Source organism: Streptomyces sp. JK94, from assembly GCF_053613315.1.
This window is the reverse complement of the sequence record NZ_JBSICH010000022.1, coordinates 67,351-87,665: the sequence shown is the minus strand read 5'-3', so window position 1 is coordinate 87,665 and position 20,315 is coordinate 67,351. Positions and strand designations below refer to the sequence as shown.

The following is a 20,315-nucleotide window of genomic DNA, read 5'->3' as shown; positions in this document are numbered from 1 at the left end:
GTTCTAGGCGATGCGTGGAGGCTTCGGGATGGCCGAGCACGAGCAGGTTCACGAACACGTGCGGGTGGCGGTGATCGGGTCCGGCTTCGGCGGGCTAGGGGCCGCCGTGCGGCTGCGGCGTGAGGGGATCACCGACTTCGTCGTCCTCGAACGGTCGGACAGCGTCGGGGGCACCTGGCGGGACAACAGCTACCCCGGGTGCGCCTGTGACGTGCCGTCCCACCTGTACTCGTTCTCCTTCGCACCCAACCCCGAGTGGCCCCGCACCTTCTCGGGGCAGCAGCACATCCGCGCCTACCTGGAGCACGTGACCGACACCTTCGGGCTCCGTCCCCACCTCCGCTTCGACTCGGAGGTCAAGCGGATGGAGTGGGACGGGGAGCGGCTGCGGTGGGAGATCGAGACCGCGCGCGGCCGGCTGAGCGCCGACGTCGTCGTGTCCGCGACCGGGCCGCTGTCCGACCCGAAGATCCCGGACATCCCGGGGCTGGACTCCTTCCCCGGCAAGGTCTTCCACTCGGCCCGCTGGGACCACGACTACGACCTCACCGGCAAGCGGGTCGCCATGATCGGCACGGGCGCCTCCGCCATCCAGATCGTGCCGTCCATCCAGCCGCAGGTCGGCCGCCTCACGCTCTTCCAGCGCACCCCGGCCTGGGTGATGCCCCGCATGGACCGGGCGATCAGCGGCGCCGAGCGGGCCCTGCACCGGGCGCTGCCCGTCACCACCAAGCTGCGCCGCGGGCTGCTGTGGGGCATCCGCGAACTGCAGGTGCAGGCCTTCACCAAGCACCCCGACGAGCTGGGCTTCGTCGAGCGGATCGCCAAGCGCAACATGGGCGCCGCGATCAAGGACCCGGCCCTGCGCGCCAAGCTCACCCCCGACTACCGCATCGGCTGCAAGCGGATCCTGCTGTCGAGCACGTACTATCCGGCGCTCGCCGAGCCCAACGTGGACGTCGTCGCCAGCGGGCTCGGCGAGGTGCGCGGGTCGACCCTCGTCGCCGCCGACGGCACCGAGACCGAGGTCGACGCGATCATCTTCGGCACGGGCTTCCACGTCACCGACATGCCCATCGCCGAGCGCGTCGTGGGCGCGGACGGGCGGACCCTCGCCGAGACCTGGAAGGGCAGCATGGAGGCCCTGCGCGGCGCCTCGGCGGCCGGCTTCCCGAACTGGATGACGATCATCGGGCCCAACACCGGCCTCGGGAACTCCTCGATGATCCTCATGATCGAGTCCCAGCTGAACTACATGGCCGACTACCTGCGCCAGTTGAACGTCCTCGGCGGGAAGGCCGCCCTCGACGCCCGGCCCGCCGCCGTGCGGAACTGGAACCACCGGGTGCAGGAGCGCATGAAGCGCACGGTGTGGAACACCGGCGGCTGCACCAGCTGGTACCTGGACGCCGGCGGCCGCAACACCACCGTCTGGCCCGGCACGACCGCCGAGTTCCGGCGGATGACGCGGCGCGTGGACCTCGCGGAGTACGAGGTGCTGCGGGCCCCGGCCTCCGGCGGGGCTGCCGTGGGACCGGGCGCCGGGACGAGCGCGGGGGCCGGTGCAGGGAAGAGCGCCGGAGGTGGCACCGGGGACGGCACTGGGAAGAGTGCCGAGGTGAGCGCGTGAGCCGCCTCCTGCACGTCACCGCCGGGCCCTACGCCCCGCCCGTCCCCGTCCGCGAGACGACCGTCGTCGCGGCCGACGGCGCCCGCGTGCACGTCGAGGTGCACGGACCCGAGGACGCGCCCGCGGTCGTCCTGGTGCACGGCTGGACCTGCTCGACCGCGTTCTGGGCGGCGCAGATCCGCGAACTCGCCGCCGACCACCGGGTCGTCGCCTACGACCAGCGCGGCCACGGCCGCAGCCCGGCGAACCCGGCGTGCGGCACCGAGGCCCTCGCCGACGACCTCGAAGCCGTACTGGAGGCCACGCTCGCGCCGGACGAGCAGGCGGTGATCGCCGGGCACTCCATGGGCGGCATGACGGTGATGGCCGCCGCGACCCGGCCCAGGGTGCGGGCGCACGCGGCGGCCGTCCTGCTGTGCAGCACGGGCAGTTCGCGGCTGGTGGCGTCCTCGACCGTGGTGCCGCTGGGGGAGGGCCGGGTGCGGACCTGGCTGACCCGGCGGATCCTCGGCTCCCGGGCGCCGCTCGGGCCGGTCACGCCACTCGCGCGGCGCATCCTCAAGTACGGCACGCTGGGCCCCGGTTCGGCACCCGACGTGGTGGAGGCCTGCGCCCGCATCGTGCACGCCTGCCCGCGCACGGTGCGGCACGCCTGGTCGCAGGTGCTGGACCTGCTCGACCTCGACCACGGCGTACGGGAGTTGCGGATGCCGGTCGAGATCGTGGTCGGCACCGCCGACCGGCTGACCCCGCCCGTGCACGGCCGCTCGCTGGCCGCCACCCTGCCGAACTGCGTGGGCCTGACGGAACTTCCGGGCGTCGGCCACATGACGCCGCTGGAGGCGCCGGAGCTGGTCACCGGGAAGATCCGCGCCCTCGCCGCCACCTACGTCACCGCCGGACGCACCGAGCACGCCGGACGCACCGAGCACGCCGGACGCACCGAGCGCGCCGGACGTATCAATCGCGCCGGACGTGCCGAGCACGCCGGGAACGCCGTACACGCCGTTCCCGCCGAGCCTGCCGTACCCGCCGTACCCGCCGAGAACGCCGTACACGCCATACACGCAGAGAGCGCCGTACACGCCGAGGAGAGCGCATGAGCAGGGTGAGCCTGGAAGGGCGGGTCGCCGTCGTCACCGGAGCGGCGCGGGGCGTCGGGGAGCTGCTGGCCCGCAAGTTGTCCGCACGCGGGGTGAAGGTCGCCCTGGTCGGCCTGGAGCCGGACGCGCTCAAGCAGGTCTCGGCCAGGCTGCACAGCGAGAGCGACCACTGGCACGCCGACGTGACCGACCACGAGGCGATGGCCCGGGTCGCCCGGGAGGTCAAGGAGCGCTTCGGCAGGATCGACATCGTCGTCGCCAACGCGGGCGTCGCCACCGGCGGGCCCTTCGTCGACTCCGACCCGGAGTCCTGGCGGCGGGTGGTCGAGGTCAACCTGATCGGCTCGGCGGTGACGGCCCGCGCCTTCCTGCCGGCACTGCTGGAGAGCCGCGGCTACCTGCTCCAGGTCGCATCCCTCGCCGCCATCACGCCCGCGCCGATGATGAGTGCCTACTGCGCCTCCAAGTCCGGCGTCGAGGCGTTCGCGCACTGCCTGCGCGGCGAGGTCGGCCACCGGGGCGTGAAGGTCGGCGTCGGCTATCTGTCCTGGACCGACACCGACATGGTGCGGGGCGCCGACCAGGACGACGTGATGCGCGAACTGCGGCAGCGGCTGCCCTGGCCGTCGAACAAGACCTACCCGCTGGGCCCGGCGGTCGACCGGCTCGTGGAGGGCATCGAGCGCCGCTCCGCCCACGTCTACGGGCAGTGGTGGCTGCGCGGCATGCAGGGTGTGCGCGGGCACCTGCCGGTGGTCGTCGGCACCGTCGGGCAGCGCGAGATGCGGCGCTTCGGAGACCGGCTGGACCGCGTGCGCGTGGGGCTGGTCGGCGCGGGCGGAAGCGCCGACGAACAGCATCGATCCAGCGCGGCTACGGACCGTAAGTGATCGACATGCGCACGGTCACCGCTCGTGTGAATCTGATCGGACCCGGCCGATCCGGCCGGGCCCGGACCTCACAGGAGTGAACCCACATGGGTATGAAGGACCAGTTCCAGGACAAGGCCGAGCGCATGCAGCAGCAGGGCAAGCAGCGTGCCGAGCAGGCCAAGGAGCAGTTCCAGAACCGCGACCGCCGGCGCGACGAGGACGAGACGGACCCGTCGGTCTCGCGCCGCCGCGACGCGGACGAGCGCTTCGAGGAGAGCTACGACGCCTGACGCGCCGACGCCGGCCTGAAGGGGTGCCCCCCACGGGGCGCCCCTTCTTCATGCCCGCGGGGGCAGCGGCGGGCGGGAGCGGTCGGGTACGTCGTCGTCACCGGGCGGCGTGGCGGGCGGCTCGGTCTCCAGCAGCTCCAGCGCCAGCCGGACCGCCTCGTCCAGCACCGGGTAGCGGCCCTCGGCCCAGTCCAGCGGGGTGCGCAGGGCCTCGACGTCGGGGGCGACGCCGTGGTTCTCCACGGACCAGCCGTAGGCGTCGAACCAGGCCGCGTTCATCGGGACCGTGATCACCGTGTCGTCGCCGAGGACGTGCCGGCCGGTCATGCCGACCACGCCGCCCCAGGTGCGCTGGCCGACCACCGGGCCGAGCCGCAGCAGCTTGAACGCGGCCGTGATCATGTCGCCGTCGGAGGAGGTCGCCTCGTCCGCGACCGCCACCACCGGCCCGCGCGGCGCGTTGGAGGTGTACGACACCGGCTGCGCGTCACGGGTCAGGTCCCAGCCGAGGATGGTGCGGGTCAGCTTCTCGATGACGAGTTCGCTGATGTGCCCGCCCGCGTTGCCGCGCACGTCCACGATCAGCGCGGGCCGGGACACCTCCATGCGCAGATCGCGGTTGAACTGCGCCCAGCCGGAGCCGCCCATGTCGGGGATGTGCAGGTAGCCGCAGCGCCCACCGCTCAACTCCCGTACCACCTGCCGGCGTTTGGCCACCCAGTCCTGGTAGCGCAGCGGTCGTTCGTCGACGAGCGGGACGACGGCGACCCGCCGGGCCGGGCCGGTGCCGCCCCGGGCCGGCGCGAAGGTCAGCTCCACCGTCGTCCCGCCCGCACCCGCCAGCAGCGGGTAGGGCCCCGCCACCGGGTCCACCGGGCGGCCGTCCACGTGGGTCAGCGCCGCCCCCTCGCGGATGCCCGTACCGGCCAGCGGGGAGCGGGCCTTGGAGTCGGAGGAGTCACCGGGCAGGATGCGCTTGACCAGCCACCGCCCGTCCCGGCACACGAGGTTGGCGCCGAGCAGGCCCTGCCGGCGCTGGTAGTGCGCCGGGCCCTCGTTGCGCCGGGCGGCGGCGACGTAGGCGTGCGAGGTGCCCAGCTCGCCGAGGACCTCGCGCAGCAGGTCGGCGAACTCGTCGGGGGAGGCGACCCGTTCGACCAGCGGGCGGTACTGGTCCAGTACCGCGTCCCAGTCGACGCCGCACAGGCCGGGGTCCCAGAAGAAGGCGCGGATCAGGCGGCCGGCCTCGTCGTACGCCTGGCGCCACTCGGCGGCCGGGTCGACCTCGTGCAGGACGCGGCGCAGGTCGATCCAGGTGGTCGAGTCGCCGTCGCCCGCCTCGGTCGCCGGTACGGCGCGCAGGTCGCCCTCGTCGAGCACGACCAGGCGGGTGCCGTCGCCGCTGACCCCGAACCAGTCGAGGTGGTCGACCAGTTCGGACTTCCCGGCCCTGGCGAGGCTGAAGTGCTCCAGGGTGGGGCGCTCGCTCGGGTCGGCGGGGTTGGCGAAGGTCTCGCCGAGCGCGCCCGAGATCGGCCAGCGCAGCCAGACCAGGCCGCCGCCCGCGACCGGGTGCAGCGCCGAGTACTTGGAGGCGGTGACCGGGAAGGGCGTCACGCGGCTCTCCACTCCCTCCACCTCGACGGTCACCGTGCCGCCCTCGCCGGGTTCGTCGTCCAGCGGGTCCAGGCCGCCGGCGGCGGGGCGGCCCTCGGGGTTCAGCGCGAAGGGGGAGGGGGTCGCGGAGGACAGCGGCACCAGGTAGGGGCGGCAGCCCAGCGGGAAGGACAGGTCGCCGGTGTGCACGTCGTACACCGGGTCGAAGCCGCGCCAGGACAGGAAGGCGAGGTAGCGGCCGTCCCGGGTGAACACCGGATTCTCGTCCTCGAAGCGGCCGTTGGTGACGTCGACGACGAGCGGGCCCTCGGGCCCGTCGATCCGGGCCATCCTGATCTGCCGCAGCGAGCGGCCGATGCCGGGGTGCGACCAGGTGAGCCAGGCCCCGTCCGGGGAGAAGGCGAGGTCGCGCACGGGGCCGTTGTCGGACCGGACCAGCTCGGTGAGGTGGCCGCCGGCGGTATCGGCGGTGCCGGCGGTATCGGGGGTGGTGGCTGGGGCGGCAGTGGTGGAGTCGGCGGCGGTGGTTGCGGCGGCACGGGTGGAGTCGGTGTCGCCCGGCGTGCCGCTGTCCTCGGCGCCCTCTGCCGGGCCGGGCGCGAGCGCGTCGCCGTCCGCGGCATCGTCGCCGTCGGGTACGGGTCCGGGTCCGGGTCCCGTGGCGGTGCCCACCGTGCCCCTTGCCTCCGTCGGGCTCCCTGTGTCCTCCGCGTCCTCCGGGGCCCCCTCCGTCGGGCTTCCTGTGTCCTCCGCGTCCTCCGGGACCTCCGTGTCTCCCGCGTCCAGCGTCCGGGAGACCTCCGCGTCCCCCTCCGAGACGTCGAGCAGCAGCAGCCGGCCGTCGTGCGAGGCGAGGGCGAGTCGCTCGCCCGCCGGGTCCGAGACCAGCTCCAGGACCCGGCCCAGTGCCCCGGAGGCCAGCCGCCGGGGCGCGCGGCCCCCGGTCACCCGTGGCAGGTGGGCGATCTCGACGGCGTCCTCGCCCGCCGCGTCCGTCACGTACGCGATCCGCCCGCTCGCGCCGAGCATCTCCGGCAGCCGCACCCGCACTCCGGGGGTGTCGGCGAGGGTGCGGGCCGGGCCGTCGCGGTGGGTGAGCCAGTACAGGCTGCCCCTGACGACCACGGCGCTGGCCCGGCCCGTCTCGTCCACGGAGAAGCCGCCCACGTACTGGGCGGCGGGCACCTGGTACGTACGCCGTCCGGCGCGCGGCCCGCTCAGCCGGACGTCGAGCCGGCGCGGCACCGAGCCGGGCGACAGATCGTCGACGATCCACAGGTCGCCGGCGCACTGGTACACCACGCGGCTGCCGTCACTCGCGGCGTGCCGGGCGTAGAAGGCGTCGTGGTCGGTGTGACGGCGCAGGTCGGAGCCGTCGTGGGCGCACGAGTAGAGGTTGCCGACGCCCTCGTGGTCGGAGAGGAAGGCGATCCGGCCGCCGACGAACAGAGGGGAGTGCAGATGGCCGCCCAGGGCGGGCAGGAGCCGTCGGCCGTGCAGCCAGAGCCGGCCCGTGGCACCGCCCCGGTAGCGCTTCCAGGCGGCGGGTTCGTGCGGGGGAGTGCCGGTGAGCAGGAGGGTCCGGCGCTCCCCGTCGAGGTCGGCGGCCTGGATGTCGGTGACCGGGCCCCAGGGCAGTTTGCGGCCGGGGTCGCCCTCGGTGCCGACCTTGTAGGCCCAGGTGAGGTGCGAGAAGGGCTCGCCGTGCGAGGCGACGGCGAGGATGGCGGCGCTGCCGTCGGGGTCGGGGGGCGACCAGCCGCAGACCCGCGTGTCGAGGCCGCCCCAGTGGGTGAGCCGCCGTCCGGGGCCGCCGTCCACCGCCACGAGGTGGACCTCGGGCACCAGCGTGCGCCAGCTGGTGTACGCGATGTGGCGGCCGTCCGGGGAGAAGCGCGGGTGGCCGACCTTGGCGCGGTCGACGGTGAGCCGCCAGGCGCGGCCCGGACCGTCGAGGTCCGCGAGCCAGAGGTCGTCCTCGGCCACGAAGCACAGCTGGTCGCCACTGAGGTGGGGAAGGCGCAGATAACTCACCCACCCCATGCTTTTCCGGGCTCGGGGTACCGGCAACTTATGGGGAGCTGACAACCGTGACCCAGAACACGAACGAAACCGTTTCGTTTCGATAGGGGGTGGGGTACCTTCGAGGTGTACGAAACGGTGTCGTATTGAGCACCGCTCCGGGAAATCGTTCCGAGCCGAATCGAATCGAATCGAGTCGTCCTGACGGCGTCTGACGGCGTCCTGACGTTGTCCCGGAGGTTCCGGAGCCGTTCCGGACGGAGAAGACGGAGAAAGGGGAGGAGTGGACCAGATGACCGAGGTCGCCACCGCGCGCCGCAGTCGGATCACCCCCGAGCGCGAGGCCGAGCTGTACGAGGCCGTGCTCGACCTGCTCCGCGAGGTCGGCTACGACGCCCTCACCATGGACGCCGTGGCCGCCCGCACCCGGTCCAGCAAGGCGACGCTCTACCGCCAGTGGGGCGGCAAGCCCGAGCTGGTCGTCAAGGCCATCCGGCACAACAAACCCGGCGAGATCGGCGAGATCGACACCGGCTCGGTCCGGGGCGACCTGCACGCCCTGATGGCCCGCGAGGACGACTGCACCATGGAGCAGAACTCCGCACTGATGCGGGGCGTGGCCATGGCGCTCCACCAGAACCCGGACCTGCGCCAGGCCTTCCGGGAGCAGCTCATCGAACCGGAGATGGCGGAGTTCCGGCGTCTGCTGCAACGCGCCGTCGACCGGGGCGAGATCACGGCGGACTGCCCGGCGCTGGACTTTCTCGTGCACATGCTGGTCGGCGGGTTCGCCACCCGCACGCTGCTCGACGACCAGCCGCCCACCCGGGCCTTCCTCACCTCCTACATCGACGCCGTGATCCTCCCCGCCCTCGGCGTCTCCACCCCTTCCTGACCCGCCCCCCAGGTGAACGCCGGCCGAGTCCCCACCTCGGTCCCGGCGGAGCCCCACCAAGCCCCACCTGACGTCACCGCTCACGTCGTCGGGCTGATCACCCCTGCCCTGAAGACCCACGACCTGACCGGGAGTAAGCCCCCGTGGCCACGTTCCTCTGCAAACTCGGCCGGCTCGCCTTCCGCCGGCGGCACTTCGTCGCCCTGATATGGGTGGCCCTGCTGACACTCGCCGGCGTCGGCGCGGCCGGCGCCCCGCCCGCCGGCACCACCTCCTTCTCCATCCCCGGCACCGAAGCCCAGAAGGCCTTCGACCTGCTGGAGGAACGTTTCCCGGGCCAGAGTGCCGACGGGGCCACCGCACGCGTGGTCTTCAAGGCGCCGCCCGGCGAGAAGATGACGGACGCCGGCAACAAGGCGACCGTCGAGAAGACCGTCTCCGAGCTGGCCGACGGCTCCGAGGTCGCCTCGGTCGCCGACCCCTACCAGGGCAACGCCGTCAGCGAGGACGGCGCGATCGCCTACGCCTCGGTGAAGTACGAGGTCTCCGGCATGGAGCTGGAGGAGTCCACCAAGGACGCGCTGGAGGACGCCGCCGAGCAGGCGCGCGACGCCGGGCTGACCGTCGAGGTCGGCGGTGACGCGCTGCAGGCCGTCCCGCACACCGGCGCGACGGAGATCATCGGCATCGCGGTGGCCGCGGTCGTCCTCGTCATCACCTTCGGTTCGCTGGTTGCGGCCGGACTGCCCCTGCTCACGGCCCTGATCGGCGTCGGCATCGGCGTCTCCTCGATCACGGCCCTCGCGGGCGTCCTCGAACTGGGCTCCACCACTTCCATCCTGGCGATGATGATCGGCCTCGCGGTCGGCATCGACTACGCCCTGTTCATCGTCTCCCGCTACCGCGCGGAACTCGCCGAGGGACGTGAGCGCGAGGAGGCCGCGGGCCGGGCGGTGGGCACCGCGGGCTCGGCCGTCGTCTTCGCCGGCCTCACGGTCGTCATCGCCCTGGTGGGCCTCGCGGTCGTCAACATCCCGATGCTGACCAAGATGGGCGTCGCGGCGGCCGCCACCGTCGCCATCGCGGTCCTGATCGCCCTGACGATGGTCCCCGCGCTGCTCGGTTACGCCGGCCGCCGGGTCAAGCCGGCCGGTGCGAAGAGCGGGCTGCTGGGCGGCGGCAGGAAGAAGAACGACGCGCAGGCCGAGGGCGGACCCGCCAAGGCCAACCTCGGCACCCGCTGGGCGAGCTTCGTCGTCCGCCGCCCGGTCGCCGTCCTCCTCCTGGGCGTCGTCGGCCTCGGCGCGGCGGCGGTCCCGGCCGCCTCCCTGGAACTGGGCCTGCCCGACGACGGCTCCCAGCCGACGTCCACGACCCAGCGCCGGGCGTACGACCTGCTGTCGGAAGGCTTCGGCGCCGGCTTCAACGGGCCCCTGCTGGTCGTCGTGGACGCGAAGGGCAGCGACGCCCCGAAGCAGGTGTTCACCGACGTCTCGAACGAGATCAAGGGACTCGACGACGTCGTGGCGGTGACCCCGCCCGCGCCCAACAAGGCCGGCGACACCGCGACGATCACCGTGATCCCGGACTCCAAGCCGTCCTCCGTGCAGACCGAGGACCTGGTCCACGCCATCCGTGACGCGGGCGCCGGCATCAAGGCGGACACCGGTGCGCAGACCCTGGTCACCGGCTCGACGGCGATGAACATCGACGTCAGCCAGAAGCTCAACGACGCGCTGCTGCCCTACCTGGTCCTGGTCGTCGGCCTGGCCTTCCTCCTCCTGATCGTGGTCTTCCGCTCGATCCTGGTCCCGCTGAAGGCGGCCCTCGGCTTCCTGCTCTCCGTCATGGCGGCGCTCGGCGCGGTCGTCGCGGTCTTCCAGTGGGGCTGGCTGGCCGGCCTGATGAACGTCGAGGAGACCGGCCCGGTCATGTCGATGATGCCGATCTTCATGGTGGGTGTCGTCTTCGGCCTGGCGATGGACTACGAGGTCTTCCTGGTCACCCGCATGCGGGAGGCGTACGTCCACGGCGAGAACCCGAACCAGGCGGTCGTCACCGGATTCCGGCACGGCGCGAGGGTCGTCACGGCCGCCGCGGTCATCATGATGGCGGTCTTCGCGGGCTTCATCGGCTCCAGCGAGTCCATGGTCAAGATGATCGGCTTCGGTCTGGCGATCGCCGTCTTCTTCGACGCGTTCGTCGTCCGCATGGCCATCGTCCCGGCCGTCCTCGCCCTCCTCGGCAAGAGGGCGTGGTGGCTGCCGAAGTGGCTGGACCGCGCCCTGCCCAACGTGGACGTCGAGGGCGAGGGCCTGCGCGCGGCCGACGGGCGGCGTCCCGGCCCCGACGAGGACCGGGAGCCGGCGCGCACCTGACGCGCTGCGCCCGACCGTGTCACCGGCCGGCCGGTGAGGGCTCCGTGGGGACGGGGCAGCCCTCGCCGGCCTCCCGTGTGCGCGCCGCGATCCGGTCGCACGCAGGTCGCACGTACCGCTACCGTGCCGACCATGACGACGACCGACGACTCCTCCGGAGCCCGCGCCGCCCACCCCCGTTTCGCCGAGGCCCTGGACCGGCTCGGCCTCGGTGAACTGGCGGCACGGGCCCGGCGCTTCCCGGACGCCACCCGGACCGCCGCCGAGGCCGCCGCCGCCCTCGGGTGCGAGCTGAGCCAGATCTGCAAGTCGCTGATCTTCGCGGCGGACGGGGTCCCCGTGCTGGTCCTCATGGACGGCGCCTCCCGCGTCGACCTGGAGCGCGTCCGCGAGGAACTCGGCGCCGGGAAGGTGACGCGGGCCAAGGCCGACGTCGTACGGGAGACGACCGGTTACGCGATCGGGGGCGTGCCGCCCTTCGGCCACCGTGAACGGACCCGGGTGCTCGCCGACCGGTCCCTCCTCGCGCACGAGGTCGTCTGGGCGGCCGCCGGCACGCCGTACGCCGTCTTCCCGATGGAGCCCGAGCAACTCGTCGCCACCGCCGGTGCCACCCTCGTGGACGTGCGCGAACGCACCGAGTGACCCCCTGACCGCCGGAGCCGTCCGCGGCGCCGGCCGCGCCCTGCTGACGCGGTCCCGCCCGTCCCGGCGAGTCCGGGCGTGCCCACTTGGTCGGGCCGATGTCGCGCCCGGGGCGGAGCGCATGGGACGGGCCGGGAGGTGTGGTGCGTACGGCGGCTGTGAGGAGCACCCTGGAAGCAGGTGTTCCGGAGGTGATCGTCATGATGCACACCGCAGTGGGATGGCATGTCGAGATGGAGTTCATGGAGGACGACCAGCACACGCGGGCGGTCGCGATGGTGCGGCTCCCCGACGGCAGCGAGGTCCGTGCGCACGGCCGTGCCAGCCGGCACCGCGTCGACGCCCGCCAGCCGAGAGTCGGTGAGGAGGTGGCGGGGGCACGCGCGCTGAACGAACTGGCGATGCGACTGCTCACCAAGGCGCACGAGGAGATCGACGCGGCGTCGGGGAGGACGTCCCACCCGATCCACGTGTGAGCGCCCCGCCCGCCGAAGGCCGGGCGCCGGTGCCACCTCGCTCCACCGCCGCGCGGTCCGCGCGGGCCCCGGCGGCGGTGCCCGGTCAGCTCGGGCCGAGGCAGGCCCGTACCGCCCGCACCAGCGCCTGTGCCCGCGGGTCCGCCGTCACGCTCCGGCGGAGACCGTTGGTGACGTAGCCGAAGGCGATGCCCGACTCCGGGTCGGCGAAGCCGAGGGCGCCCCCGCGGCCCGGGTGGCCGAAGGAGCCGGGGGACAGGAACGGCGACGCGCTGCCGTGCAGCATGTACCCGAGGCCGAACCGGGTGGTGACGACGAGGACCCGGTCCGGCCCGGCCGACTCCTGCGCGCGGGCGGCCTCCATCGTGGCCGCGTCGAACAGCCGCACGTGCCGCGTCACCGCGTCGACCCCGCCGATCAGGGCCGCGTAGAAGCGGGCCAGCCCGTCCGCCGTCGCGATGCCGTTGGACGCCGGGAGGGCCGAGGCCCGGTACGCCGGGTCGTTCTGGTCGGGGAACGGCGTGATCGCGGCGAAGGCGCGGCGGGTGAGGGAGCCGGGGTCCTCGTAGGCCTCGGTGACGGAACGCCTGGGGCGCAGCCGCGGCCCGCTCCCCGACGGCTCGGGCTCCTCGACGCGTCCGACCCGGCCGGCCCGGCCCGCCGCCTCCTCCGCCGTCGGCAGCCCCACCCACAGGTCGAGTCCCAGCGGCCGGGCGATCTCGTCCGCGATCCACTCACCGGCGCCCCGCCCGCCCGTCACCCTGCGCACCAGTTCGTCGAGCAGCCAGCCGTACGTCAGCGCGTGGTAGCCGTGGTCGGTGCCCGGCTCCCAGACGGGTGCCTGGGCGGCGACGGCCCGCGGGCCCCGCAGCGGGTCGAGGGCCTCCTCGGGACTGAGCGGACGGTCGAGGACCGGCAGCCCGGCCCGGTGGTTCAGCACGTGCCGGACCAGTACCCGTTCCTTGCCGTGCGCCTTGAACTCGGGCCAGTACTCGCCCACCGGCGCGTCCAGGTCCAGCTCCCCGCGCTGGTGCAGCAGCAGCGGTACGGCGGCGGCGACCCCCTTCGTGGCCGAGCGCACGATCTGGGCGGTGCCCCGGCGCCACGGCTCACTGCCGCCCGTGCCCCTGGTGCCGCCCGTGCCCCTCGTGGCGTCCGAGCCGCCCGCGCCCGTCGTGCCGCCCGTGGCGTCCGCGCCGCCCGCGCCGTCCACGTGCTTCGTGCCGCCCCACAGGTCGACGACCTTGCGCCCGTCCCGGTAGACGGCGACCGCCGCGCCCCGCTCCCCGAGCGCCGCGAAGTTCCGTGCGAACGCGTCCCTGACGGGCTCGAAGCCCTCGGCCACTGTGCCCTGCACGTCCACGTCCACTGTCCCACGTCCCTCCCGGTCGCCTGCGGCCATGGGTGCAACCACCACCGCCCGCCTGCGATTCCTCACCCGCGCGCCGGCACCGACCGCGGGTCGAAGCCGAACGGCAGCTCCAGGCGGTGGGCGCGCATCAGCTCGTCGTCGGAGAACAGGCCGGCGGTCGGGCCGTCCGCCGCGATCACGCCGTCGCTGAGGATCAGGGCCCGGGGGCACAACTCCAGGGCGTAGGGCAGGTCGTGGGTGACCATCAGGACCGTCACGTCCAGGGAGCGCAGGATGTCGGCGAGTTCGCGGCGGGAGGCGGGGTCGAGGTTGGAGGAGGGCTCGTCCAGGACCAGGATCTCCGGCTCCATCGCGAGCACCGTCGCCACCGCCACCCGGCGCCGCTGGCCGAAGGAGAGGTGGTGCGGGGGCCGGTCCCTGAACTCCGCCATGCCGACCAGGCCGAGCGCCCGGTCCACGCAGGCCTCCAGATCCGCCCCCTTCAGCCCGGCCGCCGCCGGCCCGAACGCCACGTCCTCGCGCACGGTCGGCATGAAGAGCTGGTCGTCGGGGTCCTGGAAGACGATGCCGACCCGGCGCCGGACCTCCGCCATGTTCCGCCGGTCCACGGGCAGCCCGGCGACCCTGACCGTGCCGGTGCCGCCGCTCAGGATGCCGTTGAGGTGGAGGACCAGGGTCGTCTTGCCCGCGCCGTTCGGGCCGAGCAGCGCGACCCGCTCGCCGCGGGCGACGGAGAAGTCCACGCCGAAGAGGGCCTGGTGCCCGTCGGGGTAGGCGAAGGCGAGGCCGGAGACTTCGAGGGAGGCGGGCACGGAGCCGGCCGGGTCGTCGGTCACAGCGTCCATCCCAGCAGACAGACCACGAGGGCGGCGACGGGGAGGGCCAGCGCGTACGACCACTGTGCCCGGGAGGCGGTCACCTCGTCGATCACCGGCATCGAACCGGCGTATCCGCGGCTGATCATGGCCAGGTGCACGCGCTCGCCGCGCTCGTAGGAGCGGATGAACAGCGCCCCGGCGGACTTGGCGAGGACACCCCAGTGCCGGACCCCGCGCGCCTCGAAGCCGCGCGACTCCCGCGCGATGCGCATCCGACGCATCTCGTCCGCGATGACGTCCCCGTAGCGGATCATGAAGGACGCGATCTGCACCAGCAGCGGCGGCAGCTTCAGCCGCTGGAGGCCGAGCAGGAGTGCGCGCAGCTCGGTGGTGGCGGCGAGGAGCACGGAGGCGGCGACGCCCAGGGTGCCCTTGGCCAGCACGTTCCAGGCGCCCCACAGGCCGTTCACGCTCAGCGACATGCCGAGCGCCTCGACTCGTTCACCCTCCGCCACGAACGGCATCAGCACCGCGAACGCGACGAACGGCACCTCGATCAGCAGCCGTTTGAGGAGGAAACCGGCCGGGACGCGGGCCGCGTACGCCACCGTGGCGAGCAGCAGCGTGTAGAGGCCGAAGGCCCACATCGCCTCGCGCGGCGTCGACACCACGACGATCACGAAGGCGAAGGCCGCGGCGAGCTTGGTGTGCGGCGGCAGACCGTGCACGGGGGAGTGCCCGGGCCGGTGCAGCCGGTGTACTCCCCCACTGCCGAAGGCGGGGGAGGCGCCCTCATGAGCCCCCATGTCAGGCGTTCGTGTCCGTCGTCGTGCCCGTCGACCTACCCGTCGTCGTGCCCGTCGTCGTGTCCGTCCTCGTGCCCGCCGTCGTGTCCGTCGACGTGTTCGCCGGCGACGCGTCGTCGCCGCGCCGCCTGCGCACCGACCAGAACACCGCACTGCCCGCGACGACCGTGACACCGACCCCGATCACGCCCGCGAGGCCGCCGGACAGGCGGGCGTCCGTGACGTCCTCGACGCCGTAGTCGGCCAGCGGGGAGCCGGAGCCGGCGTGCTCCTCGGCCTGCTCGTCGAAGCCCTCGTCGGCGGCGACCTTCTCCAGGCCGTCCGGGTCGGCGGAGGCGTAGAAGCTGACGAAGCCGGCCAGGACCACCGAGGTGACCAGGCCGGCGATCCACAGCCCGCGGTGCGAACGGGCGGCGGGGGCGGGGGCCGGCTCGGCGGCCGGGGCGTCGACGAGTTCGCCGTTCACGCGCAGCCTGAGCCTCCGTGTCAGGCCGCGCGCCCCGTACACGAGGTCCGGGCGTACGGCGATGACCGCGCCGACGGTCAGCGCGGTGATCGCGGCCTCACCGATGCCGATCAGCACGTGCACGCCGATCATCGCCGTCGCGACCCGGCCGATGGCGACGTCGGTGGTGCCGCCGATCCAGTACAGGAACGTGAAGGCGAGGGCGGCGGCCGGGACGGAGACGAGGGCGGCGACGAAGGAGGCGGCGGTCACCGAGCGGCGGGTGCGGGGCAGGACCTTCACCAGGCCCCGGAAGAGGGCGTAGGCGACGACGGTGGTGACGACCGCCATGTCGGTGATGTTGACGCCGAGCGCGGTCAGGCCGCCGTCGGCGAAGAGGATGCCCTGCATGAGCAGGACCACGGAGACGCACAGCACCCCTGTGTACGGGCCCACCAGGATCGCGGCGAGGGCTCCGCCGAGCAGATGCCCGCTGGTGCCCGCGGCGACGGGGAAGTTCAGCATCTGCACCGCGAAGACGAACGCCGCGACCAGCCCCGCCAGGGGCGCCGTCCGCTCGTCCAGCTCGCGGCGCGCGCCGCGCAGGCCGACCGCGATGGCGCCGGCGGCGACGACTCCGGTGACGGCGGAGGTCGGGGCGTCGATGAATCCGTCAGGTACGTGCACCGTTCGATGATAGGGACCAGTTGCAACCGCTTTGCAAGAGCGAGATAAAGGCTGACCCGCGGAGGCGGCTCATCTCACAGGTGAGATGCGAGCCGAAAGGCGTGACGCGGGAAATATGGGACATTGGTCAAGGGGGTGGACGCACAGCTTTCGCCAAGGTGACGCAGCGCAAGGGGCGATCCGATGTCCGTAGTCGAAGAGTACGCACGAGCCCACATCCTGACGGACGCGGATCTCCCGGACGAGGACGACGGCGGAGCGACACCCGTGGTGCTCCGCTACGACCCCGACCACGACCCCCGGTCGGTGTGCGTCGCGCTGCCGGCGCGGGGCCGCGGCCCGGGACCCCGCGAGTGGACCTTCTCCCGGGCGCTGCTGGAACAGGGCCTGCGCGCGCCCGCCGGGACCGGTGAGGTGCGGGTCTGGCCGTGCGGGCGGGTGCAGGCCGTCGTCGAGTTGCACTCCTCGCAGGGCTGCTCGGTGGTCCAGTTCGAGACCAGGACGCTCACGAGGTTCCTGCGCCGCACCCGCACCGCGGCGGCCCAGCCGGTGGCCCACTGAGCCCCTGCTGCACGACCGGGCCGGTGACCCGCTGAGTCCCTGCCGCACGACCGGGTCGGTGGCCCACTGAGCCCCCTCCCGCCGTACGACCGGGTCGGTGGCCCACTGAGCCTCTGCCGTGCGGCCGGGCTGATGGCCCGCCGAGTCTCTGCCGTACGACCGGGCCGGTGGCCCACGGAGCCGCCGGTGGCCCACAGCGCCCCCCGCCGTACGACCGCGCCGGTCAGCCGGCGCTCTTCAGCAGCGCCGCGACGATCGGGCCCGCCGTGTCGCCGCCGTGGCCACCCTGCTGGACCACGCCCGCCGCGGCCAGGTCGCCCTTGTACGCCGTGAACCAGCCGTTGGGCTTCTCCTGGCCGTCGACCTCCGCCGAGCCGGTCTTCGCGCCGGCGTCACCGCCGACCCCGGCCATCGCCTCGGCCGCGGTGCCGTACGCCGCCGTGTAGGACATCAGCTCGCGCAGCTGCCCCAGCGTGGACGCCGACATCGTGCGGGACGCCGTCGCCAGCTTGCGGCCGTCGACCGACGGGGCGACCAGGTAGGGCTGGTGGAAGCTTCCCGACTTCACGGTCGCCGCGACGGACGCCATGTTCAGCGGGTTCATCCGCACCCCGCCCTGGCCGATGAGGGAGGCGGCCATCGGGGCCGCCTTCTGCACCGGCACCGCGCCGTCGAAGGTGGGTACGCCCACCGACCAGTTGTCCATCGAGAGGCCGAAGACCTCCTTCGCCTGCCTGGTCAGGTCGTCGTTCGACAGCTCGGGGGCCTGGCTGATGAACGCGGTGTTGCAGGAGCGGGCGAAGCTCGCCTTGAAGGTGCCGTCCTTGATCTCGAACTCGTCGTCGTTCTGGAACTTCCAGCCGCCGTAGCTGAAGTACTTCGGGCACGGGTGCTTCTCGTCCATCGACGCCAGGTTCTTCTCGATCAGCATCGAGGCGGTGACGACCTTCATCGTGGAGCCGGGGGCCAGCGAGCCCTGGAAGGCGGTGTTGAAGCCGTGGCCGCCGTTGGCGACCGCGAGGATCTCGCCCGTGGACGCGCGCAGCAGGACCACCGAAGCCCGCGCCTTGCCGGCCACCTGCTTCTCGGCGGCCTCCTGGAGGGCCGGGTCCAGGGTCGTCCTCACCGTGCCCGGCGTGCCCTCGCTCAGCTCCAGCAGGGTCTTGTCGGAGACCTTCGCCGCCTTCGACTCCTTGCCGCGGACCACGCGCAGCTCGACGCCGGGGGTGCCGCCGGCCGTCTTGCCGTACTTCTCGCGCAGGCCGTCCAGGACGGTGCCGAGGGAGGGGTACCGCGCGGCCGTGATCCGCTCCCCGTTCCGGTCCAGCGCCTCGACCGGCGGGGTCCCGGCCTCCCCGGTGACCAGCTTGTCGCCGTCCTTCAGCTCCGGGTGGACGACGGCGGCGTGCCAGGCGACCCGCGGTTCGCCGTCGCCGGTCCGGCGCACGACGGTCAGCGCGCTGTCGTACGCCAGGGGCTCGGCGGTCTTCCCGTGGGCGACGGTGGCCTTCACGGAGAAGGGGACCCGGCCGTCGGCCGGGGTGCCCGCGGTGAGCGTGACGTCCTTGACGCGGGCGTCCTCGGCGTACCCGGTGAGCAGGGCCTTCGCCCCCTCGGCGTCGTCGGTGAGGGCGGCGGCCCCGGCGACGTCGCCCTTCTGCCAGGCGCTGAGGAACCGCTGGGCCGTCGTGGTGACCTCGGCCGCCGTCAGCGGACCCGACCTGCCCTTCTCCTCGGCCGCGGCGGACGCCGCCCTGGCGGTGTCCCCCGCGGTCCCGCCGCCGTACGTCGCGTAGGCACCGAATCCGGCGCCGGCCACGACCACGGCGGCCACGCCGCCGATCACGGCGGGTCTCGTCTTGCGCCGTTCACCGGCGGCCCTTCTGCTGCCCACTGCGTCCCGTTCCTCCACGGCACCCGGAATCCCGGGGACGCCGCGGCGCCCTGTGTGCCTCACGTTTCCTACGACGGCGACCACAGTATGGGCACCCGTCACGTCCGGTGCGCCTCAGCCCCCCGCCCGCAGCACGTCCGCCACGATCGGACCGGCCGCGTCGCCGCCGTGGCCGCCCTCCTCGGTCATGGCCGCCGCGGCGACGTCGTTCCGGAAGCCGGTGAACCAGCTGTTGGACGTGGTCTGCCCGTCCACCTCGGCCGACCCGGTCTTGGCACCGATGTCACCGTCGAGCCCGGACATGGCCGTCCGGCCGGTGCCCTGGGTGGCGGTGAGCCGCATCATCTGTTTGAGCTGGGCGGCGGTGCTCTGCGGCAGGCCCTTGGCGGTGGCCGGCCGCCGGCCGTCCAGGCCGGGCGGGACCAGGTGGGGCTGGCGGAACGCGCCGGTGATGGCGGTCGCCGTCACCGACGCCATGTTCAGCGGGTTCATCTGGACCTGGCCCTGACCGATGGCGTTCGCCGCGCGGTCGGGGCCGCTCACCGCGGGGACCTTGCCGTCGAAGGAGGTGATGCCGGTCTGCCAGTCGTTCCGCCCGAGCCCGAAGCGCTCCTCGGCCTCCGCCGTCAGCGAGGCGTCCGTGAGCGGCTCCTCGTCGATGAGCTTGATGAAACCGGTGTTGCAGGACCGCATGAAGGTGGTGGCCAGGGTGGCGCCCTCGTCGGCCGGCATGCCGGTGAGGTTCTTGAAGGTCTGGCTCCGCCAGGTCGCCGTGTCCGGGCAGGGCGCCGGGTCGTTCATCGAGGCCACACCGTTGTCGATCAGCATCGCCGCGGTGATGATCTTCATGGTGGAGCCGGGGGCGACCGCTCCCTCGAAGGCCGCGTTGAAGCCGTCCGCGCGGTTGTTCGCCACGGCCAGCACCTCACCGGTGCTCGGCTGGACGGCCACCACGGAGGACTCGCCGTACCGTTTCACCGCCTTCTCGGCAGCCGCCTGCACGCTCGCGCTGAGGGTGGTCTCCAGCCTGCCCGGCTCGCCCTCCGTCAGGGTCAGCAGCGGGGTGTCCGGCCTGCCGTCGTTCCCGTGCCGGATCACCAGTTCGACGCCGGGGGTGCCGCCCGCCTCGTCGCCGTACTTCTCCCGGAGCGTGGCGAGCACCGGGCCGAGCGAGGGGTACTTCTCCCGGGTGAGGACGGCACCGTCGCGGCCGACCGCCTCGATCTGCGGGGTCGCCGACTCCTCCGTCACCAGGGCGTCGCCGTCCTTCAGGTCCGGGTGGACGAGGGACGGCTGCCAGTCGACCAGCGCCCGCCCGGTGGTCTCACCGCGCACCACCGTCAGCCGGCTCTCGTACGACAGCGGCTTGGACGCGCCCTCGTACGACACCTTCGCCCGCACCGTGAACGGCACGGCGGTGCCGGCCGCCGCGCCGGGCGTGATCTCGACGTCGGTGATGTGCGCCTGCGCGCCGTAGGCCGTCAGCAGCGTCCCGGCGACCGCCGCGTTGTTCGTGTACGACGCCGCGGTCGTCGCGTCCCCCTTCTCCCAGGCCGTGAGGAACTTCTCCGCCGTCTCCCCGACCTCGTCACCGCTCGGCGGCCCGCTCTCCCTGGCCGACGCCCCGACGGGCCCCGTGCCCCCGCCGCCGTCCAGCGCCGACACGACGTTGTAGGTGCCGTACCCGGCCCCGCCCACCATCACGGCGAACACGCCGCCCACGACCGCGACCTTGACCCCCCTGCCCATCGGCAGTCCCTCCCCGTCCGATCCCCGTTGAGAACATCCACCCGCTCTTGAACAC

General features: G+C 73.3%; 16 protein-coding genes. 9 read left to right on the top strand and 7 right to left on the bottom strand.

All coding sequences use genetic code 11. The features are described 5' to 3' along the window. The first annotated feature begins 28 nt into the window (after window positions 1–28). From ACVV2G_RS20905 to ACVV2G_RS20890, 4 genes are all read left to right on the top strand, one after another. Window positions 29–1,630, top strand: a complete 1,602-nt coding sequence (locus tag ACVV2G_RS20905) for a flavin-containing monooxygenase (protein ID WP_453844266.1) — start codon at window positions 29–31, stop codon at window positions 1,628–1,630. Beyond that, complete coding sequence (locus tag ACVV2G_RS20900) at window positions 1,627–2,733, top strand: alpha/beta fold hydrolase (RefSeq protein ID WP_453844265.1); 1,107 nt, start codon at window positions 1,627–1,629, stop codon at window positions 2,731–2,733. Before ACVV2G_RS20905 ends, ACVV2G_RS20900 begins: the two co-directional genes overlap by 4 nt. Continuing rightward, window positions 2,730–3,623, top strand: coding sequence for an SDR family oxidoreductase (locus ACVV2G_RS20895; RefSeq protein WP_453844264.1), 894 nt, complete (start codon window positions 2,730–2,732; stop codon window positions 3,621–3,623). The genes ACVV2G_RS20900 and ACVV2G_RS20895 overlap by 4 nt, the downstream gene beginning before the upstream one ends. A gap of 86 nt (window positions 3,624–3,709) precedes the next feature. Then, on the top strand, window positions 3,710–3,895 hold the full coding sequence (locus ACVV2G_RS20890) for a hypothetical protein (RefSeq protein ID WP_453844263.1): 186 nt from the start codon (window positions 3,710–3,712) through the stop codon (window positions 3,893–3,895). A gap of 48 nt (window positions 3,896–3,943) precedes the next feature. On the opposite strand, the gene ACVV2G_RS20885 is transcribed toward ACVV2G_RS20890, so the two are convergent. After that, complete coding sequence (locus ACVV2G_RS20885; RefSeq protein ID WP_453844262.1) at window positions 3,944–7,555, bottom strand: S41 family peptidase; 3,612 nt, start codon at window positions 7,553–7,555, stop codon at window positions 3,944–3,946. Between the two features lie 271 nt (window positions 7,556–7,826). Between ACVV2G_RS20885 and ACVV2G_RS20880 the strand changes: the two genes are divergently transcribed. From ACVV2G_RS20880 to ACVV2G_RS20865, 4 genes are all read left to right on the top strand, one after another. Then, entirely contained in the window at window positions 7,827–8,429 is a 603-nt protein-coding gene (locus ACVV2G_RS20880; protein ID WP_453844261.1) for a TetR/AcrR family transcriptional regulator, read from the top strand. A 143-nt stretch (window positions 8,430–8,572) separates the two neighbouring features. Beyond that, entirely contained in the window at window positions 8,573–10,807 is a 2,235-nt protein-coding gene (locus ACVV2G_RS20875; RefSeq protein ID WP_453844260.1) for an MMPL family transporter, read from the top strand. 132 nt (window positions 10,808–10,939) lie between these two features. Next, the gene (locus tag ACVV2G_RS20870) at window positions 10,940–11,452 is read left to right on the top strand and encodes a YbaK/EbsC family protein (RefSeq protein WP_453844259.1); all 513 of its coding nucleotides are present in this window, start codon (window positions 10,940–10,942) and stop codon (window positions 11,450–11,452) included. Between the two features lie 200 nt (window positions 11,453–11,652). Further along, window positions 11,653–11,928 (top strand): DUF1876 domain-containing protein, encoded by a 276-nt coding sequence (locus ACVV2G_RS20865; RefSeq protein ID WP_453844258.1) that lies wholly within the window; start codon window positions 11,653–11,655, stop codon window positions 11,926–11,928. A gap of 85 nt (window positions 11,929–12,013) precedes the next feature. Here the strand turns inward: ACVV2G_RS20865 and ACVV2G_RS20860 are convergent, their stop codons facing one another. The 4 genes from ACVV2G_RS20860 to ACVV2G_RS20845 all read right to left on the bottom strand — a co-directional run bounded on the left by ACVV2G_RS20860 (window position 12,014) and on the right by ACVV2G_RS20845 (window position 16,056). Continuing rightward, the gene (locus ACVV2G_RS20860) at window positions 12,014–13,291 is read right to left on the bottom strand and encodes a serine hydrolase domain-containing protein (RefSeq protein WP_453844291.1); all 1,278 of its coding nucleotides are present in this window, start codon (window positions 13,289–13,291) and stop codon (window positions 12,014–12,016) included. Window positions 13,292–13,362: 71 nt separating this feature from the next. After that, on the bottom strand, window positions 13,363–14,145 hold the full coding sequence (locus ACVV2G_RS20855) for an energy-coupling factor ABC transporter ATP-binding protein (RefSeq protein ID WP_453844257.1): 783 nt from the start codon (window positions 14,143–14,145) through the stop codon (window positions 13,363–13,365). Beyond that, a complete protein-coding gene (gene cbiQ, locus ACVV2G_RS20850) occupies window positions 14,133–14,924 on the bottom strand; it encodes a cobalt ECF transporter T component CbiQ (protein WP_453844256.1) in 792 nt (263 codons plus the stop codon). The genes ACVV2G_RS20855 and cbiQ overlap by 13 nt, the downstream gene beginning before the upstream one ends. A 1-nt stretch (window position 14,925) precedes the next feature. Then, entirely contained in the window at window positions 14,926–16,056 is a 1,131-nt protein-coding gene (locus ACVV2G_RS20845) for an energy-coupling factor ABC transporter permease (protein WP_453844255.1), read from the bottom strand. 183 nt (window positions 16,057–16,239) lie between these two features. On the opposite strand from ACVV2G_RS20845, the gene ACVV2G_RS20840 reads away from it, so the two are divergent. Next, window positions 16,240–16,617 (top strand): SsgA family sporulation/cell division regulator, encoded by a 378-nt coding sequence (locus tag ACVV2G_RS20840; protein ID WP_453844254.1) that lies wholly within the window; start codon window positions 16,240–16,242, stop codon window positions 16,615–16,617. 223 nt (window positions 16,618–16,840) lie between these two features. Here ACVV2G_RS20840 and ACVV2G_RS20835 read toward each other — a convergent pair whose 3' ends face one another. Then, window positions 16,841–18,511, bottom strand: a complete 1,671-nt coding sequence (locus ACVV2G_RS20835; RefSeq protein WP_453844253.1) for a penicillin-binding transpeptidase domain-containing protein — start codon at window positions 18,509–18,511, stop codon at window positions 16,841–16,843. A gap of 114 nt (window positions 18,512–18,625) precedes the next feature. Beyond that, window positions 18,626–20,260: a penicillin-binding transpeptidase domain-containing protein gene (locus tag ACVV2G_RS20830; RefSeq protein ID WP_453844252.1), complete on the bottom strand. Its 1,635-nt coding sequence runs from the start codon at window positions 20,258–20,260 to the stop codon at window positions 18,626–18,628. Between the last annotated feature and the right edge of the window lie 55 nt (window positions 20,261–20,315).

Coding starts and splice junctions, on each gene's coding strand:
- ACVV2G_RS20840 (WP_453844254.1), top strand. CDS start 16,240: ATGTCCGTAGTCGAAGAGTACGCACGAGCCCACATCCTGACGGACGCG.
- ACVV2G_RS20830 (WP_453844252.1), bottom strand. CDS start 20,260: ATGGGCAGGGGGGTCAAGGTCGCGGTCGTGGGCGGCGTGTTCGCCGTG.
- ACVV2G_RS20880 (WP_453844261.1), top strand. CDS start 7,827: ATGACCGAGGTCGCCACCGCGCGCCGCAGTCGGATCACCCCCGAGCGC.
- cbiQ (WP_453844256.1), bottom strand. CDS start 14,924: ATGGGGGCTCATGAGGGCGCCTCCCCCGCCTTCGGCAGTGGGGGAGTA.
- ACVV2G_RS20865 (WP_453844258.1), top strand. CDS start 11,653: ATGATGCACACCGCAGTGGGATGGCATGTCGAGATGGAGTTCATGGAG.
- ACVV2G_RS20885 (WP_453844262.1), bottom strand. CDS start 7,555: ATGGGGTGGGTGAGTTATCTGCGCCTTCCCCACCTCAGTGGCGACCAG.
- ACVV2G_RS20905 (WP_453844266.1), top strand. CDS start 29: ATGGCCGAGCACGAGCAGGTTCACGAACACGTGCGGGTGGCGGTGATC.
- ACVV2G_RS20895 (WP_453844264.1), top strand. CDS start 2,730: ATGAGCAGGGTGAGCCTGGAAGGGCGGGTCGCCGTCGTCACCGGAGCG.
- ACVV2G_RS20890 (WP_453844263.1), top strand. CDS start 3,710: ATGGGTATGAAGGACCAGTTCCAGGACAAGGCCGAGCGCATGCAGCAG.
- ACVV2G_RS20855 (WP_453844257.1), bottom strand. CDS start 14,145: ATGGACGCTGTGACCGACGACCCGGCCGGCTCCGTGCCCGCCTCCCTC.
- ACVV2G_RS20870 (WP_453844259.1), top strand. CDS start 10,940: ATGACGACGACCGACGACTCCTCCGGAGCCCGCGCCGCCCACCCCCGT.